The organism is Cognatundibacterium jejuense (assembly GCF_014284255.1).
GTDB classification, from domain to species: domain Bacteria; phylum Pseudomonadota; class Gammaproteobacteria; order Burkholderiales; family Burkholderiaceae_D; genus Undibacterium; species Undibacterium jejuense.
Genome location: NZ_JACOFV010000012.1, coordinates 145,819 through 164,399, shown reverse-complemented (window position 1 = coordinate 164,399; position 18,581 = coordinate 145,819). Strand labels below are relative to the sequence as shown.

Genomic DNA, 18,581 nt, shown 5'->3' with positions numbered 1-18,581 from the left:
GAATCAGTTGTTCTTTGGTGTAATCGTCGATGGCGGTAGCAAAGTTCATGTCTGGCAGTGTGCCAGAGCAGAGGTGATTTAATCAAAGACGTTTACAGAAGTTTACAACTTTGTGGTCTCAGTACTACAGCACCGAAATCGAGTGACCGTGAGCCAGGTTCTCCCATGGCAGTCCGGTCACTAATGCCCTTAATTGTTCCGGATTAAGTTCTGCCATATCGACGCCATGACCAACCCACGTAAAGCGGCCTTTGTTCAAACGACGACTCGCCAGCCAGATGCCAAATCCGTCGTAGACCAGTACTTTGATACGTGTCGAACGCTTGTTGGTAAACAGATAGGCATGATGCGGTCGCGCTGCACCGAAGACCTTAACTACCTTGGCCAGTGCAGTGTCCATACCGATGCGCATATCAATTGGTTCGGTTGCCAGCCAGATGGAATCTATCCGAATCATCTTAGCCAATTCTGCAGCCAACTAGCACACTCTGCGGCGGCAGCTTGCGGCCAGCGTACAGTCACATTAGCGGCTCCTCGTTTGATTTCAATCACGATGTCCGGAGTCACGGTAGCGGCGCTCGGCGCAGGTAATGGAATTGGAATAAATTCAGGAACTGAGGTGACTGGTGTAGCTTGCGCCGACTGTATCGTCAATTGTTCATGAGCCCTGATCCAAATGCGGACCTGATTGGCGTTTAACTGGTAACGTAAAGCCGTAGCTGCAATTGAAACTCCCGGTTGTTTGCAGGCTTGAATTACCTGAGCCTTGAATTCGGCACTGTGTCGCCGACGCCGTCTAGGCGTATTGATTCCATCTTCCATCATGTACAAGTGTCCACTTAATAAGTGGACACGATCATCTACGCTTACGCTCTTAACTTCAAGATGACTTCACCGGGTGCTTACTATGAATCAACTGCAATGGTGCTTCTAAAGCATCTGCAATTTCATAAATAAAAAGATCATTCTTATGTGCAATTTTTTTAATTTGCGATGTTTGTGGTTGATAGTCATCACCAATCGCATATGACCAAGACCAGGCCATGTAGTCCCAGAAGACATTGGGGAGTACAGAAGGACCAATTTTATTTGTTATTTTAGAGTCAAAGAAAATATCAACTTGTTCTTCAAAACAACCTTTCTTTGAAGAGTGTATAAATGCTTTTGCTCCATGCGCACTCTGATTTTTCTTCCTAACCTCTTCATCGTTTCCAAATGAATGAGAGACTAAATTTACAGCTCTAGCAAGTCCATAAATGGTGTTTGCTGCATCATAAACGTCCAACAGTCCTTTATCTGCAATTCCACCCTCAATACGCAAAATCAAACTTATCTCTTTTTCTGACATCCTTAACCTCCATCTATTTATCTAAATGAAATTTCAAAAAAATATTATTTTTTGATAATTATCACATAGTTCCAAACTTCAGATGTTGATATCCGGCAATGATGCAAGAAAATACTTTTTTTATTCTACAAATATTTAAGCACTAATACTGGTCAATAAGAATTAATAGACTCGATGCAATATTTTGCAGAACGGAAATACTACAACTCATTGAAATAATTGAAGATTTTGAATAATTGAAAATCCTTGTGTCGGTGGTTCGATTCCGCCCCGGGCCACCAAGTATATAAAGGGTTAGAGCCGTAAGGTTCTGACCCTTTTTTATTTTGGTCGTCATTTCCACAGGGATACGCACACATCCATTTTTGTCGTATGGATGTGCCCCCTCCCCTCCAAGGTGAGCGAAGATTCAACATCGAATCCATTGCCGATGCCGATCTTTCTCTTTGCTCACGGGAACGTCAAATCCAACCCAAGCGTACTTGCTAAGACGTAAGTAAAAAGTCCCAGGAACGTTAGCGCTATCGCAAAGACGATGATTACTTTGCCGCTTTTGCGCAGCGCCACGCGCTTTTCCTTTTCTTGATCGTAATGCCATTTGATGGCGAAAAACATGCCCGTGCCGAGCACGAGAAGCTTGAATGTTACGAAGACTATCGGTACCCAATTCATGATGTGACTACTTTCCAGGCGGTTCATTAACACGATTTATCGTGCGGAGCACCATCTCAAAACGCTGCTTCAGCAATGTGTTTTTTTTAACGATCCGTCAGACAATCTGCTGCATCTGTCATGACATTAATCGATGAGAGCAGAATAGCATCCGGTGGAATAACTTACCGGTTGCAGATCTGAGGGAAGAAAACGTCAACGACTGCCATGTAGGAATGGCGTCGTTGTACGTCAGAGGCATGCTACTTGAAAGCAATGTCCATACATCGGGACAAAATGTCTCAGTTGTGAAATATGCAAGATGGCATTCGCCAATTTGGTCGCAGTGATGTGTCGTCAACGGCGGGGCGCGTGATTAGCAGCTTAAGTCGTAACGTTGATCGCTAACGCTACGACTCCCTGCAGCGAAACTAACTCTAAAACCGAAATAACTTGCGTGGCACATCCGCCAACACCGTATGCCTGTCGTTCGCATCGGGCAACCATTGATTAAGCAAAGTACGCTGGTCGGAATAAAAAGCGGTTTTTTCAAACAAGGTATGCGGCCAGTCGCTGCCCCAGATGAGTTGTTGGAGGCCGTAGCTTTCGCGCAGCAATGGCAACGCATCGAGGGCGATTTGTTGGCCGCGGCCATCGGCACCGTTTCTGTATGCACCAGATAATTTGATCCACACGCGGCGGGTTGCGCCGAGGGTCAACAAATATTGAAAGCCGGGATCATTGATCCCCAGCTTGGGATCAGGCCGACCGAAGTGGTCAATGACGACGTTGACACCGCTTGAAAGCAAAGGATCGACAATCGGCTTTAATGATTGTGCCAATTGATGTACTTCGACTTGCCAGTTTCGGTACCACAGTTCTTTAAGCAACGCTGCCCATGCAGGTGAAGCAAAATCAGGAGCGGGTAAGCCGATTTGATTGAGTCGGATGCCGACCACGCCGGCATCTTGCAATTGATCGAGTTGCTTACCGGTGACGGTCGGATCAACCACAGCGATGCCGCGAAAGCGATTTGGATATTTGCGTAAAGCGGCGACCAGATAACTATTGTCCGTCCCCAGAAAACTCGGTTGCACCAGGACGCCATGCGTCATGCCATTTGCTTCTAACCTATGCAGAAAATCTTCTGGCGAAGCATCGTAACCAGAGGGAGCACGGCGCGGATCTGGCATAGGCAGATTACGCAAGAAGACATGCGCGTGGCAATCGACAGCCATCGACGATATAGTTGGTTTGATTGCTGTGCATGCGGCGAGCGAAGCAAGGCCGGCGCTGGCTCCGGTGGCGATCATTGACATGGTAAATTCTCTTCTGGTCAACATGGTTTACTGCTCCTTACGGTGTCAGCTGCCGCACGATCACGATGCGGCAAATTAACCTTTAAGATGTTTAGTTACGATGCTTAGTTACGATGCTTAGTTACGATGCTTAGTTACGATGCTTAGTTACGATGCTTAGTTACGATGCTTAGTTACGATGCTTAGTTACGATATTTATCGACGCTATCTAATTGAGACTGCGGCCAGTTGTCTCTGGCAAGAACATAATCGTCAGCACCACGATGCCATAGGCGATACCGGCATCAATACCAATTGCCTGTCCTAATGGCATGGATTTGCTCATATAGCCAACCAATACCGGGAAACCCGCCGACGCGATGCGTCCAAAGTTATAGCAAAAGCCAACGCCCGTGCCGCGTATATGTGCTGGGTACAATTCGTTGAACAGCGCTCCCAGACTGGCTGGAATACCTGCCGCAAAAAAACCGAGCGGAAATCCAAGGAACAGCATTTCGGTATCACTTAGAGGAAGCAACAAATACATGCACACGGTAATCGTGCAGCAAATCGCAAACAAGGCGACGTTACGGCGGCGGCCTATGCGGTCAATCAAGGTCGCGCTCGCCATACAACCAAACCAGAATGCGACGATGATCACGGCGAGATAGCCGCCGGTACTTAACACCGAAAGATGGCGTTCGGTTTTTAAATAGGTCGGCAACCAGGTCATCAGTGCGTAATAGCCGCCATGTGCGCCCATGCCCAACAATGCGCCAAGGATGGTGGTCTTTAATACTTCGGGGGCGAAGATACCGACGAGGGGAATTTTTTCACCGGATGATTGCGGGACAGCACGTTTTTCTGGCTCGGGAATAGAGCGTCGCACATAGACTACCAATAGCGCAGGCACCAGGCCGATCATGAACATCGCACGCAGGGCGGTTTCTGGCGGTAAAAAGTAAAACAATGCCGTATAAAAAATTACCGAAGCCCCCCAACCTACAGCCCAGGCGCTTTGTACCGTTGCCATGACTTTGCCACGACGCTCACTGCGGATGGTCTCTGCCATCAAGACTGCGCCAGCCGCCCATTCGCCGCCAAAGCCAAATCCTTGCAGCGCCTTAAGAAAAATCAACTGCGGAAAAGACTGCGCAAAACCGCACAGAAAGGTGAAAACAGAAAACCAGAGTATCGTGATTTGCAGTGTACGCACGCGACCAATGCGATCTGACAAGGTGCCCGCCACCCAACCACCCAATGACGACGCCACCAACGTAACACCACTAATGAGGCCTGCTTGCGTCTTGTCTATGCCAAAAACGGCGATGATGGTAGGAATGGCGAGCGTGAACATCTGCACATCCAGTGCGTCCAACCCCCAACCGCTAAAGCACGCCCAAAAGGTTTTTCTCTCTAACGATGATACTTGTCGATACCACTTAAACATGTTTTGTCTCCGGAAACCAGTCTTGAATTATTCTTATAAACATACAGTCATATATATGTTTATATGAAAGTTAAACCTATCTATCGGCGATGTCAACCAAAGTTTAGCTCTGGACGAACAACGGGGCTTCGGGTTACAGTGCAAACAAGTAATCATCTATATGTAGATATGAATCAATCTGACGACCGCCTTCCGCTCTACCACCGCTTACGCGATGACATGATAGAAAAAATCATGAATCGTGAATGGCAACCTGATTCCGCCATTCCGACTGAGGCCGAGCTCACCAAAACTTACAAGGTGGCGATTGGCACCGTTCGCAAGGCAGTTGATACGCTGGTCGCAGATGGCTTGCTTGAACGCTCACAAGGACGCGGCACCTTTGTGCGCAGGCCAAATTTTAATTCGTCGCTGTTTCGTTTTTTTCGGCACCAGACGGAAGGAACAAAGAATAAAGTCCCCGAGGGACGCATTCTTCAACGCGCGTTGTTGACACCACCAGAGCCAGTCGCATCTGCATTAGGTCTGACTAAGCGCGCGAAAACGATCCGACTGGATCGCTTGCGCCTGGTGGATGGTCAAGCCGTTTTGCTAGAAGAAATCTGGTTGCCTTACGCACAATTTGGCGCGCTGATGCATTTGGAGTTGCCTGATTTTGGTGATCTGCTGTACCCGCTGTATGAAGAAAAATGCGGACACACAGTCGCCTCAGCGCAAGAAACATTGACGGTAGAAACCGCCGATGCTGAGGTTGCAAAACAACTCGGTATATCCAAAGACAAACCAGTCATCGTGATCGACAGGCTGGCACTTGGTTACGACAGACAACCGTTAGAATGGCGACGTTCGCGCGGGCCTGCTGATCGCTTCCGTTATCAAGTAGAAATTCGCTAATGCGAAATAAAGCAAAGTAAAACAAAAACCAGATGAAATCAGATCTCCTGGCTCTCTCCGCTATCGCCCTTTGGTCTATCCTCGCGGCTCTTGGGCTCACGCTATCGCACGTACCGCCGTTTTTACTGACCGGTATTGCATTGATTATCGGTAGTTTGATTGCTGTTCCGCTTTCCGGCTTTCGTCTTTCAGCATGGAAAGTACCTCCGTTGACCATGCTATTAGGTGTCTACGGTCTATTTGGTTTTCACTTGCTATTCTTCATCGCTTTGCGCACAGCACCCGCGGTGGAAGCGAATTTAATCAATTATCTGTGGCCGCTTGGCATAGTCGTGCTTGCGCCATTAATATTGCCGAAAACCCGATTACGTCGCGCACATATCGGTGCAGCGTTGTTAGGTTTTAGCGGTGCGGCCGTTGCTATTATCGGACGCAGTAGCAATGCGGGATTAAGCGGTGGATTTCATATCGGCTATCTATTCGCCTTTGGCTCTGCGCTGATCTGGGCAACGTATTCATTGGGTACACGGCGCGTTGCGCATTTTGACACAGCGGCGGTAGGAAGCTTTGCTGCCATCTCAGGCATGCTGTCTTTGGCATGTCACTTTTTGTTTGAACCTGCGACAACGCTATCGTCTGGCGATTTATTCAGAATCGCAGTGCTGGGTTTGGGGCCATTGGGCGGCGCGTTTTTTCTGTGGGATGCGGCAATGAAAACCGGTGATCCACGCCGCATTGGGGTATTCGCCTTTCTGACGCCCTTGCTATCAACTATTGTTGTGGTGAAGACCACGGGGCAGCCGTTTAGTTTCAATATCGTGGTATCAGCAGCGATGATCATTGCTGCCGCAGAATGGGGACGACGGGCGACAAAGTAATAAGTCTAAGCAAGCTATTCAAAAAAATAGACCTGATGGCAGTCTGGTCTATTTTTTCAACAAATCACTTCAATGATCGTCCTCAAGGTTTTAATTGTTCCGCTCTCCAGCGCATTGCAGCGTAGATGCGCTTCTTTGGGCTTGGATGATCGAAGAAAATAAATTCTTCGACATGACCGGGATCAGATTTGCGATATTCAGTTAACTTCAGCATAGCTTCTGCAAAACCGAGAGGCTCCGCCGAGGCGTTTAAACCAAACATATCAGCTTCGGTTTCTTGCGTCCGTATCAACGTATTGTTAATCGGTGTGGCAATAAACATGAATACTGAAAACAAAGCGACAAATAAAGGGAAGCCAGCAATATCGGCATGATCTTTGATACCAAACTCGACTCCCCATTTAGCAATAGACCAATCCAATGACCATTTAACGAAAGCAAATCCGATAACCAGGACGATCGCAACTTCCATCCAGGCTTTATAGATATGGTTCATCGTGTAATGACCAAGCTCGTGCCCTAATACCGCCTTGATTTCGCTCACAGTGCTGCGGTTAAGCAGGTTGTCATTCATCCGTACTGCGGCGGAACCAAAAATTCCGGACACGTTGGCACTGACGCGATTGCTTTGTTTAGAGGCGTCAAACTGATACAGATTATCAATCGGCACACCATTGGCGCGCATCATTGCCATCACCGGTGTTTTGATGCGTTCTTCTGTAATCGGCTTATAGGTATTAAATAAAGGATCAATATAAGTTGGCGCCAACAACATCATGACACCGATCAACACAACGCCGATACCAGCGCCCCAAATCCACCAATTGCGGCTCGTGCGACGCAGAGCAATATAAAGAAGTCCAACCGCTATCCCCATCGCTACCGTTGAAATACTGAGCATCATGATATTTTCAACAAACCAATCAATCGCACTCAGGTTGGACAGGCCGTATAGATGTTCGCGATAGTAGCCTTCATAAGCCGCCACCGGAAATGTAATGAGCGAAACCAAAACGCTATAAACCATCGCTGTAAAGGTATCGATCAGCCACATTGGGCGTACTTTTTTTGCAATCCAATCACGCGTACTTGCCAGTGCTCTGGTTCGCAACAAAAGAAGTGCAGCAGCCAGACCAACGATGAGATCAAGCAATTGTAGCCAATATCCACCTTCAAAATACGCATCTGAACGTGCTTTTGCTGCTGGCGAAATACGTGACATGTAGGCCTCTGTTGCCGCCACCGGATCACGCGGTAATGCAGCTCTCCATGCATCATCCACTACAGCGATTTGTGCCGTGGCACGCGACGCATCGCCTTGAGACGTTGGTGCCATCGCCGCGATCACTATCGAGAACAGTACAGCCAAGGCTATCACTATCCATAAAATCTTTTTACTCAATTCAGTCTCCTCTTAACATTATTCGTTTTTGTAAAGCCATAAGAACTTGAATCACGTACGCCGGGTCTTGCTTAATATCTTTTTCAAAAAAAACAGAAAGATTCATTAGCTGAAGTGACTAGTTAAGCAGTCAGCCAATGTGCGAAGAGAATAATTTAATAATTTCAAATTAGCAATAATTTATTAATATATCTAAGCCAATAAATTACATAGCAAACCCCGTTCAGCTACACCTTGTCACTACTGTGTAACTTTATTCCAATAACATCAGCCTGCCTGATTTAGCACCCCACCTGTCATACCACTGTTCCTTATACGCACGGAGTTCATTTCCATGAAATATGCAATGTCTATGGTTGCCACACTGACTGCCAGCTTAATGCTAGGTGGTTGTGGCAGTTCCTCTACTACACCAGCAACACCAGTAACGCCAGTAACACCAGCGATCACTGCAACACGCACGATCATTATGGTGTGGGACGGTTTGCGTCCAGATTCTGTTAACGCCACCGACACACCCAATTTGTACGGCTTGCGTCAATCCGGAGCCAACTTTACCGATAACCATTCGACGTATCCAACCTTCACAATGATGAATGGCTCATCATTTGCCACAGGTTCTTTTCCTAAAACCAGCGGTTTTTATGGCAATACATTCTGGACGCCGCCACAAGGCACAGGCAATACCATTCCTGTCGGTAATGGTGCTGGTGGTAGCGCACAAGATTACGTTGATCCAGTCTTTACCGAAGACTATCAAGTACTCAATACCTTGAACAATTACTACAGTGGTCAGTTGTTGCTCGTAAAGAGCTTGTTTGCGACGGCGCAAGCGGGTGGCCTGGTGACTGCGACCATCGGTAAGAGTGGCGCGGCGTATATTCAGGATTTGGGTAAGGGTGGTTACTTTCTGGACGAGAATACGGTCTCGCCACGTAGCCTGGTAACAGAACTTCAGACGGCTGGATATGCATTGCCTACCAATACTGTACGCGGCTATTCAGGTACTGATGCAGTAACGCTGTCTGCCACAAACGGCAATCCAACTGCACGTGCTGGCTATGTGACATTCAATACCACTGCATTTGATCCTAATGGTGTGCAAGCCATTGCGTCGCGCGATCCTAGTGATGCGACCCAAGGTGCACCAGAAGATGCAGCAAATAAATACATGATGTCCGTATTTACTTCCTATATTCTGCCAACCAAAAAACCAATGTTGTCTCTGATCTGGTTCCGTACCCCAGATAATGTCGAGCACGGCTATGGACCAGGCACTGCCAATGCCAAAGCAGGTTTACGTTCACAAGATGCTCGTTTAGGTGAATTGATCTCGGCCTTACGCAGCAACGGTTTGGACAGCACAACTAATATTATCGTTGTGTCGGATCATGGCCACTCCAGCGTTTCTGGTCCATTGAATCTTTACCCATTGCGTACTATCAATGCTTCCACAGCACTGCCAAATGGGCCGTTGGTCAATGGCTCCACTAGCGGCACCAACACTGCGAGTATCGGCGGTGTTGCTGCGAGCGGTGGCTATTCATTCTCTGGTGACGTGCGTTCCGCAGATTTGCTGACCTATCGCGGCTTCAGTGCTTACGATGGCACTAAGTGTGCTGTTTCTCCTATGTACGGTTTGAACGCTGCAGGTACCCCAACTTTAGCAGTTCAAGTGGATACAACAGGATCACTGTGCGGCGCGGCTAACACGAAATACCAGGCAATCAGCGCAAGCCTCGCCAAGCCTGTTGCAGCATTTGCAGTTCCAGCACCAGGTTCACTGCCTGCAAATGGTATCGTTGTAGCCGCCAACGGTGGTTCGGATTATTTCTATGTTCCTGGTCACGACGCAACTACAGTAAAAAATCTGGTCAAGTTCCTGCAACAACGTGAAGAATACGGTGCGATCTTTGTGGATAGCCGTTATGGTTCGATCCCAGGCACATTAACAATGGCGCAAGTCAATCTGGAAAATGCAAATCGCCAGAACAATGGTCAGCCAGACGTTGTGGTCAGCTTTAACTGGGATAGCACGGTATCCATCCAAGGTATGCCAGGCATCGAATTTGAAAGCTTTAGCGCCGGTCAACATGGTATGCATGGTAGCTTCGGCATCACTGATGTCCACAATACCTTGATTGCATCGGGTCCTTCATTCAGCAACGCGACCATTGCCGGACCTTCTGGTAACGTTGACGTTGCACCGACTGTTGCCTACTTATTAGGTTTGTCGATGCCACAAGCGGATGGTCGTATCCTGAATGAAGCCTTGGTGACGCCAGCCAGCAAATCAGCGCCAAGTGTTGTTGTCAGCACTGTTTCCCCAACAAGCCCAGCGACAGGTCTGCGTTTTGAATTGCCAACCGATCCAACTGGAGCAACTGCGGATTCTTCGTTGACTGGTAGTTACAACATTAACCTCGGTGTTAAAGATCTGACCGTTGATGGTAAGACTTACCGTTATTTTGATTACGCAAAAGCGATTCGCCAATAATGAAATTTTTTATCCCTCGCACAGCGAAGGGATTCAGATTGTGGCTCGCGATAGGTGCTATCGCGAGCTTTTCTCATCTGAATGCCCACGCAGATTCTCTAAGTTTTAATAAAATTTTTAGCGACAAAGGTGAAAGCAAGCGCCTGCATTACCAAGCCGTATTCACGGCAAAAGGTGAAGAGCACCAATTAGAAGTTTGGCGTGATGGTCAACAACGTTTAAAACGGCGTACTGACGACACGATAGAAATCTATGCGAATCGCAAACCTGGTGATGTTGAGTACAGCTTATCGATTTTGGATCTAAAAAAACACATCCACACCCGAATTGATCGCACTAATTTGTACCGTATAGGAAATTTTACGGATTGGTTTGATTTGGCACACGGCTTGAAGCATCCAAAGGGTGAATACCGTTTAGAAAAAGCTAGTGCTCCGGCTAAAGCGCCTGAACCATTAAGTGCATGTCAGTGGTACGACTTGATTCAATCGGATCGGGCAACCCATATCTGTTGGAGTGCTCGTTACCGCTTACCGATGCTGATCGTCACATCTGAGGGTCAAACGGCATGGCGAATCAGCGTGGTCGATGAAAAATCGATTGCACCTGGTACTTTTACGATTCACGATGAAGGATATATTCGTAATGATGCGAATCAGGATATTGAGAAGGATTAATTTCCTGAGTTGTTGTCGATGACAGAAAAAATGCCGCGAATGAATTCAGCGGCATTTTTTTCGACAAAAGACTATTTACTATCGATCGTGATTCACTTATTTAACGACCCCAATCATCGCACCAAATTGTGGCCCGATATCTGAAGCTAACCCAGGGTAAAAACGAGAAACACTGCCATCCAGATAAAGTGCGTCAGTACAGTTCAATTTATCTTTCAGAAAATGGGCGAAGTCAAAAAAACTGATCGGTCCACGCGAGAAGACCAGTGCACTTTCATTGATTGAAAGCGTACATATCGCATTACGGACTAAGCGATTATCCGAGCCTGCGGAGAACATAGGATTGATACGTCCATGCTCAATCAACAGAGGACCAGATTGCGTGGCAAAGGTTACATCGGACCACTGCATACTGCGCTCAGCTGCAAATTGATCGGTATTAATAATATTCGCTTGCGTTCCACGAATAACAAAGACACCATTCGGTTGCAAATAGAAGTTTCCGTACGCGTTTTTGCGTACATTAAGGCGACGCAATTCAATGCCATTCTCGATATATAAACCCAGAGGGCGAAGGCTTTCTTCATAAATCCCTGCATTTGTTGCACATACCAAGGATTTACCGCGTTGATTGAGCCATTGCTGCAATACACCGAATTTGCCAAAAACATTTTTTCGTTCATCGCGCCAAAACATCTGCAATTGATCTTTATGCAAATCGACTTTACAAACGGCAATTGAATTTTCCTGAAACGGATAATCAATGATACTCGCGGCCTTGCTAGCTATAGGTAACGATAAGCAGCCAAGCAAAAGCAAGCAGGTAAAGCGCGACAATATCGATATGTTTAGCATAAAAAATTTGTAGCTACGGTAACTGAAAATAATGAAATTGTTCAACTGATGCTAACTCTCCGAGCAAGCTTGCACAAGGTTTTTCCGATAGACTATATTCAGTTCCAATATACGCCGTTGAGCACGCATAATTTTGACAGAGCTGGCCTATCGTCCGGATGGAATTTTACTCAGAAAGCTACCTGATTCATTGCCACTGTTTCTGGCGCTGTGATCAACTGATAAACGTCGGCTTTTTATTGCTGCATCCACTTGCCGGCTAGACCATCCAAAATTCCAGTTGCTGGATTTTTCTGCGTGTCGGCCATTGGCGACCAGGCTTAAGGTTTCTATTTTTTTCATTTTTAGTACTCGCTTGCAAAAAGAATGCCCACAAATGAAAAGGTCGATGTGTTATCGAACACTCTTCGTTTTTAATCCGCTTCAAAGTAAATGCATGCTGCGGGACTCAGGTAGATAGACGCAGTCTTATTTCCGAACAGGCGACAAGCTGGCTGACGAAGAACTCGCAAGGAGCAAAGGTCAACACTAGCGCATACGCATCGTGTGGCAAACAAGTTTGGAAATGACCGTGATGGTCGGTGACACTACAGCGAAATCGTCGCTGCAGCAGAGATGACTACAGAGCTTAAACGATATTGGCTGGGGTGTATCCCAAATTCAGCAAGCGACAACTACAACTGTCCAAGATCAAAGCTCCATGTTTTTTCGATGGCGAATTTTAGTTTTTATTACAAAAGCAAGTCAAGTAAAAAAAATAAATTTATTTCGACGAATTTTTTATGCCGCCCCGGTTGATTTGCAATGAAAATCAAAATTAAAAAAATCCTACAAAAAATTAGCAATAATTTTAGTTAAAGATCATTGCAAATTCAATGTAAATTCAATGTAGTTTTGGTGTTGATGAACATTAAAAAAATGATGAAAACGATTAAAATTTTTTCTTCACGTTTACACTTTATTTACTTGACACATCAAAACTAAGGCAATTAGAATCCGCCGCATTATGTCACATAGGAGGTCCGATCTTGGACAGTTATAGTTGTAGATACACACCGTTATCCGGTGGATGGGTAATCAGCCCCGTAGTGATCGCAAGCTCCAGGTAGACTTCTCTCCTGCAGCTTGCTTATTGCGAGCTGTAGCATTCTGGCGTATCGCCAGTTTCATTCCCTATCCAAAAAAATTGATTAATTTATTGATCGGCACGCTCGTCGCTTTTTTCGACTTTGCGTCATGATCAAGGTCGCGCTTCGCCTTTGTTCGCGAGTCGTGCTGATGCACGCTCACGTTCTGGCTAAACACGTCCTGTGATTGCAGATGTATTGAGCAAGGCATCGTCACGCCTCTATGTTTTGAGTCTTGATGCCATGTCGTTTTACGTACTCACCACTTCCGAGCATTTTCAAGGCATATCATTTTTTCTCCATCGGATTTTCTGTCCACACAATATTAACGAAACACTTTCTCATTGCCCTGAAGTGATTTCTTTCGTCAATGACGAACATCGCAAATTAAAAATATTTACAAAGAAAATTCGTATGAAAAAACTTATTTCAACGCTAGTCGCTAGCACACTACCACGCACACTACCTCGTACTTCGACTCTACTCTCTCATGTTGCTAGCGGTACCGCATTGACATTGTCATTCGGTGTGTACGCTGGCACAACCGACGCGACCGATAAGACACCGATGCAACGTGTTGAAGTGACTGGATCGCTGATACGTGCTTCAGACCGAACCGAATATAACCAGGTGCAACGTGTCACCGCGGCTGATATTCAGGAAAGTGGCGCCTCAACCGTCGCTGATTTTTTGCGTGATATCAGCGCCAACTCAGGCAGTAGTTACAACGAGAGCACAGTGCTCAATCAATCGCCGGGCGCAACAGGTATTGCCTTACGTGGCTTGAGCGTCAAATACACGCTGGTATTGATTGACGGTCAGCGTGCGACACCATATGCATTTGCATCTGGTGGCACAGACACCTTCACCGATCTCAACACTCTGCCATTGAACATCATTGATCATATTGAAATCGTTAAAGCAGGTGCGGTATCACAATACGGATCAGATGCTATCGCTGGTGTCGTCAATATCATTACCAAGAAAAATTATCACGGAACTGAAGTTGACGGTAACGTGGGTGGTACGCAATTGGGCGGTCAATACACCAAAAGTTTGAGTGTTTTGAATGGCTTCGGCAATCTTGATACAGATCGTTATAACATAACGACTGCATTGAGCTATCTGAATCAAAGTGGTATTTCCATGGCGCAAAGAGACATAACCAAAACGCAGGATTACTCTGGCAAGAAAGGCGGTCTATTTTCGCAGCCAAGTTCATTTGTGATGACGCCAAATGGCCCACAAGCACTGCCTGTTTGCGGTTCTGACGCGCAGGTAACCTCTGGCGCAAACAATTTACAGACAAAAAGTGAAGGCACAGTTTGTTCACAAAATGGTGCCAGCGCACAATCACTGGCAGCGCAGGTAACTCGTAGTAGCGCCAAGGTGCATGCGGATTTCCGTATCGGCGACTATAGCCAAGCGTTCATTGATCTGATGGATAGCCACAATACCACGTCTCTCGCCGCGGGTCAGGCTGGCTTCGGCGCGAATGCGTTAGTGCCATCGCTGTACTTCGTGCCAGGCACCGGATATACACCGTTTGCGCCTACGCTTGGTGGCAATCCATTGAGTTACTACTTCCCTGATTCTCAGGTACTTAACACCACCTCTGACTTCTATAGAATTTCATCCGGTATCAAGGGCTCTTTTGCGACTGAAAAATATGGTGACTGGGATTGGGCAACTTCTTACGGTCATTCACAAAGTAAAGTATCAAACGCCTACAGCAATCAAATCAATGCGTCGGCAGTGCAAAATTATTTGAATGGCGTCACACCCGCTACGTTTAACCCAGCGACATTCAATGCGCTGCCGGGTTTGTTTGGCACGTCCAATTATCACGCACTGTCTAAGCTTGATACCTTGGACGCGACAATCTCTTCAGGGAATGTGTTTAAAGTCCCGGCTGGTGATGTTGGCTTGGGCTTTGGTGCGCAATTCCAACACCAGAGTGAATTCATCGGTGCGGGTTCGTTTGACTTTGTTAATCCGATTACGCAGCGCGTTGAAGGTCAAAGAAATGCCGCGGCACTCTACTATCAAGTTGACGTGCCACTCTTGAGCAATTTGTCCCTGAGTCAGGCTGGCCGTTATGATCACTATAATGATTTTGGTGGCGTGTTTTCACCACGCATTGCGCTGCGCTATCAACCAACAAAATCGTTCACGATGTATGGCTCGTACAATGCCGGTTTCCGTGCACCGACCTTGATTGAACTCGATCAAAAAGAAAGCGTTACGTATCAAGTCGTAGGCAATCAAAACGTGAATGAATATTTTACTGGCAATCCTAATCTGCAGCCTGAGAAAACAAAAAACTACAATCTTGGTTTTCAATTTTCGCCAACCAAAACGACGGACATTGGATTAGATTGGTATAAAATCTATGTCAGCAATGTCATCAGCCAACCAAATATTGAAGCCATCGTTACAGCCAATCCGGGACAGCCATTATACAAACTGCCCTACTCAAACATTTCATTTTTAAATACAGATGGCTTCGAAGCGACTCTGAAACAAGTCGTGCCAAGTAGCATCGGTACCTTCACTTTAAACAGCGACTGGGCCTACGTCTGGCATTTCAAAATTCCTGATAGCATCGTCCCTGATTTTGCTGGTAATAACGGTGCTAATAACACCGTGTTCGGCGGTGCGTTGCCACACTGGAAAGGCAATACCAGCCTTAGTCTGACTAAAAATAATTGGACTACTTCTCTGAGCTGGCAATTCACTGGCGGATATAAGCAAGTGATTAATACTGCCAGCTCCGATGCGCCGTCTTATAGCTTGTTTAATTTAGCAGCCAGCTATTCCGGCATTAAAAACTGGAGACTGTATGCAAACGTCAATAATTTGCTGAATCGTGCGCCACCATTTGACGCCGTATGGATGACCACTTATCGTGGTTACTACGATCCTTCCCTGTATCAGTACATTGGTCGTAGCGCACAAGTCGGTGCAACATATAAGTTCTAAAAGTTTAATAAATTTTGTCCCTCTGGCATTCCAAATTGTGTTGTTCTTCATCAATCTGGAATACCAGACAGCACAATATCTGTGCCAAAAAAATATAATCTGCATTAGTGGCATAATGGTGATTGATAACGTCGATTTGCACAGAAAATCGGCGGCATATCATGTTGTTGCATTACCTCGACAGGTATCATCATGACCACTTCTGATTCTTCAGCAAGCACACCTCGAAATAGCTGCACCGTGTATTTTGACGGGGCATGCCCTATCTGTTCCAAAGAAATTGCGACTTATCAAAAATTAAAAGGTGGCGAGCAAATAAAATGGATAGATGCCAGTGTCTGTAATGAACAAGAACTAGGCACAACTCTCGATAGACCAGCCGCGTTAGCGCGATTGCACGTCAGAGACGCAAGCGGGAATTTAGTACACGGAGCAGCCGCCTTTGTCGAAATGTGGAAACATTTGCCCGCCTTGTCGTGGATCACGCCGCTACTTTCCAATCGCTTTGCGCTCTCTATTTTAGATCTGCTTTATAATTTTTTCTTACGCGTTCGACCGCTCTGGCGCAAAGCCTAGAGCAACATACACAAGTTCAGGTAGTGCGGGTTACACCCGTCCTACAAGAAATTAAATCTACCGCCATAGAAACCACTCCAAACTGAGACGCCAAAATTCCTCCCAGAATATCGGAGTTTCGTCACATCTTGCACCACATCTTTTACATTTAATTCCATAATTTCTCCTGCAATTTTTAACCTTTAGGAGACTCTATGTTAAGTAATCACAGTAATCACAGTAATCAAAAAATGATGATATTTTTACGTGTTCTTATTGCTGCACTCATCACGATCCACGGTTGGGCACGACTGTTTTTTGCTGTTCCGGCGTTTTCAGGGCCAGCAGACCTAGGCGGTGCCATCACAGATATGGGCTTCCCGGCAGGGCTCGCTTTAGGTTGGCTTATTACCATCGTAGAAGCATTTGGAGCCCCCCTGTTTGCATGGGGACGCTTCGTCTTTCCGCTCGGCTTGTTCTTTACTTTCATTTATACGATGTCGACCATTTTTTACCATGCACCTCATGGATGGTTTTCATCTGGTAGTGGCAGCGATGGCTGCGAATATGCTGTCTTGCTCGTGGGCTCGTTGATTTGTGTGTGGTCACAATATATACCAGCCCATATCAGAGAAAGTCGACTGAATTTTTGGCAAAAGGCGTAATACCTAGAAAACAAGTTTCGCTTTGTTTGGATGAATGCGGTACCCGAGGTAGCGGTGCCGCAACAGATCTTGGGATACGTATCTTTGTTGAATGATGCACTGACTTGCTATTTGGCACCGCTGCTATACTATTCCAAAATGAAAACCGAACCGAAAATAGTAACCAATTCACAATTAACGAATTGGTCTTACTGGCAAAAGCTGGCTCAAATTCTTGCACTGAATTTTGCGGCATGGCTGGTCTTTACCGCCATTGGTGCATTGACTTCTTACAACGATGATTTGCGTTCGGGATTCTTGCCTGACTATTGGGAAATTTTCAAAGATTGGGGTCGCAGTGCCATCGCATTGTGTATCCTGAGTTTCATTCTCTATGCAGTTTTTTCGCGCTTTCCGGATTGGATTTGCAACGGCAAAAGGATCATCTTAAGCTACGGGCTTTTATTGCTCTCTTTCTTGCCGTTAAATTTGTTTTTTGTGCTCAAACTATTTTTGAGCGATGGCAATCAACAGATAACCTGGGAAACAATTCAAACCCACATCACCGCATTGGATGACTATTCTTCATTATTACGATTATCGTCAGTGACTGCGGTTTTCTTTGCGGTTGTGATCGTCAAGAATTGGCAAAGAACACAATTACGAGAAAAAATTTTGGAACAAGAACGTATCTCAAATTTGCATCTGCGTTTGGAATTGGAACAGCAAAAATTGTCTGCTTTACGAGCACAACTTGAACCCCATTTTATGTTTAATGCACTTAATGCCATCAGTGCATTGGTTTTAACAGATAGTAAAGAAAAAGCATTGAACGGCATTCAAGGTTTAAGCGAATTATTACGTTATGCTCTTGATGCAGCAGAAAAAGATAGCGTACAATTTTCTGATGAACTTGCCTTTTTACAAGACTATATTGGCTTGCAAAAATTACGTTATGGATCACGTTTGCAATTAACTATCACTGGTATTGACGATGTGATTAACAATGCAGAATGCCCTCCATTGCTACTGCAACTCTTGCTGGAAAACGCGCTGCGCCATGATCTGGATTGCCACCAGGGAGCCAGTGATATATTGATTGAATTTAGCCATACGGAAACTCATATTGAAATTTACATCAGCAACCCCTTGCACGATCTGGATGGTACTACCAGCATTAATCAAGGTGCTGGCCTCGGCTTACGCAATATCAGCGCGCGCTTAGATCTGCTATATGGTGGGCAAGCCAGTATAGAAACGCAGCGAATCAACAAGCGTTTCGAGGTCAACCTACGCTTACCTCGCTTCTTGAATCGTTAAAAA

At 46.0% G+C, this 18,581-nt stretch carries 17 protein-coding genes; 8 read left to right on the top strand and 9 right to left on the bottom strand.

What is annotated here, in order from left to right:
* Positions 1-124: 124 nt before the first annotated feature.
* The 6 genes from tnpB to H8K32_RS13815 form a co-directional block, all read right to left on the bottom strand.
* Entirely contained in the window at positions 125-457 is a 333-nt protein-coding gene (gene tnpB, locus H8K32_RS13840; protein ID WP_186913129.1) for an IS66 family insertion sequence element accessory protein TnpB, read from the bottom strand.
* Positions 454-825, bottom strand: coding sequence for an IS66-like element accessory protein TnpA (gene tnpA / locus H8K32_RS13835; RefSeq protein WP_186913128.1), 372 nt, complete (start codon positions 823-825; stop codon positions 454-456). Before tnpA ends, tnpB begins: the two co-directional genes overlap by 4 nt.
* Before the next feature lie 55 nt (positions 826-880).
* Positions 881-1,348, bottom strand: a complete 468-nt coding sequence (locus H8K32_RS13830) for a DUF7946 domain-containing protein (RefSeq protein WP_186913127.1) — start codon at positions 1,346-1,348, stop codon at positions 881-883.
* 450 nt (positions 1,349-1,798) lie between these two features.
* A complete protein-coding gene (locus tag H8K32_RS13825; protein ID WP_186913126.1) occupies positions 1,799-2,020 on the bottom strand; it encodes a hypothetical protein in 222 nt (73 codons plus the stop codon).
* Positions 2,021-2,436: 416 nt separating this feature from the next.
* Entirely contained in the window at positions 2,437-3,342 is a 906-nt protein-coding gene (locus H8K32_RS13820) for an amidohydrolase family protein (protein WP_186913125.1), read from the bottom strand.
* Positions 3,343-3,526: 184 nt separating this feature from the next.
* The gene (locus H8K32_RS13815) at positions 3,527-4,747 is read right to left on the bottom strand and encodes an MFS transporter (protein ID WP_186913124.1); all 1,221 of its coding nucleotides are present in this window, start codon (positions 4,745-4,747) and stop codon (positions 3,527-3,529) included.
* Between the two features lie 168 nt (positions 4,748-4,915).
* Between H8K32_RS13815 and H8K32_RS13810 the strand changes: the two genes are divergently transcribed.
* On the top strand, positions 4,916-5,641 hold the full coding sequence (locus H8K32_RS13810) for a GntR family transcriptional regulator (protein ID WP_186913123.1): 726 nt from the start codon (positions 4,916-4,918) through the stop codon (positions 5,639-5,641).
* A gap of 32 nt (positions 5,642-5,673) precedes the next feature.
* The gene (locus H8K32_RS13805; RefSeq protein ID WP_186913122.1) at positions 5,674-6,519 is read left to right on the top strand and encodes a DMT family transporter; all 846 of its coding nucleotides are present in this window, start codon (positions 5,674-5,676) and stop codon (positions 6,517-6,519) included.
* An 82-nt stretch (positions 6,520-6,601) separates the two neighbouring features.
* Here the strand turns inward: H8K32_RS13805 and H8K32_RS13800 are convergent, their stop codons facing one another.
* A complete protein-coding gene (locus H8K32_RS13800) occupies positions 6,602-7,921 on the bottom strand; it encodes a M48 family metalloprotease (RefSeq protein ID WP_186913121.1) in 1,320 nt (439 codons plus the stop codon).
* A 334-nt stretch (positions 7,922-8,255) separates the two neighbouring features.
* Between H8K32_RS13800 and H8K32_RS13795 the strand changes: the two genes are divergently transcribed.
* Together H8K32_RS13795 and H8K32_RS13790 are read left to right on the top strand one after the other, a co-directional pair.
* Positions 8,256-10,418: an alkaline phosphatase family protein gene (locus H8K32_RS13795; protein WP_186913120.1), complete on the top strand. Its 2,163-nt coding sequence runs from the start codon at positions 8,256-8,258 to the stop codon at positions 10,416-10,418.
* On the top strand, positions 10,418-11,095 hold the full coding sequence (locus tag H8K32_RS13790; RefSeq protein WP_186913119.1) for a hypothetical protein: 678 nt from the start codon (positions 10,418-10,420) through the stop codon (positions 11,093-11,095). Before H8K32_RS13795 ends, H8K32_RS13790 begins: the two co-directional genes overlap by 1 nt.
* A gap of 96 nt (positions 11,096-11,191) precedes the next feature.
* Here the strand turns inward: H8K32_RS13790 and H8K32_RS13785 are convergent, their stop codons facing one another.
* Together H8K32_RS13785 and H8K32_RS13780 are read right to left on the bottom strand one after the other, a co-directional pair.
* Entirely contained in the window at positions 11,192-11,950 is a 759-nt protein-coding gene (locus H8K32_RS13785; protein ID WP_186913118.1) for a phosphodiester glycosidase family protein, read from the bottom strand.
* Between the two features lie 147 nt (positions 11,951-12,097).
* Positions 12,098-12,292 (bottom strand): hypothetical protein, encoded by a 195-nt coding sequence (locus tag H8K32_RS13780; protein ID WP_186913117.1) that lies wholly within the window; start codon positions 12,290-12,292, stop codon positions 12,098-12,100.
* Between the two features lie 1,199 nt (positions 12,293-13,491).
* On the opposite strand from H8K32_RS13780, the gene H8K32_RS13775 reads away from it, so the two are divergent.
* From H8K32_RS13775 to H8K32_RS13760, 4 genes are all read left to right on the top strand, one after another.
* Positions 13,492-16,059 carry a TonB-dependent receptor domain-containing protein gene (locus tag H8K32_RS13775; protein WP_186913116.1) on the top strand — a complete coding sequence of 856 codons (2,568 nt, stop codon included), beginning with the start codon at positions 13,492-13,494 and terminating at the stop codon, positions 16,057-16,059.
* 192 nt (positions 16,060-16,251) lie between these two features.
* Positions 16,252-16,635 carry a thiol-disulfide oxidoreductase DCC family protein gene (locus H8K32_RS13770; RefSeq protein ID WP_186913115.1) on the top strand — a complete coding sequence of 128 codons (384 nt, stop codon included), beginning with the start codon at positions 16,252-16,254 and terminating at the stop codon, positions 16,633-16,635.
* A 194-nt stretch (positions 16,636-16,829) separates the two neighbouring features.
* On the top strand, positions 16,830-17,279 hold the full coding sequence (locus tag H8K32_RS13765; protein WP_186913114.1) for a DoxX family protein: 450 nt from the start codon (positions 16,830-16,832) through the stop codon (positions 17,277-17,279).
* Between the two features lie 30 nt (positions 17,280-17,309).
* A complete protein-coding gene (locus H8K32_RS13760) occupies positions 17,310-18,578 on the top strand; it encodes a sensor histidine kinase (RefSeq protein WP_222613111.1) in 1,269 nt (422 codons plus the stop codon).
* The last annotated feature ends 3 nt before the right edge of the window (positions 18,579-18,581 follow it).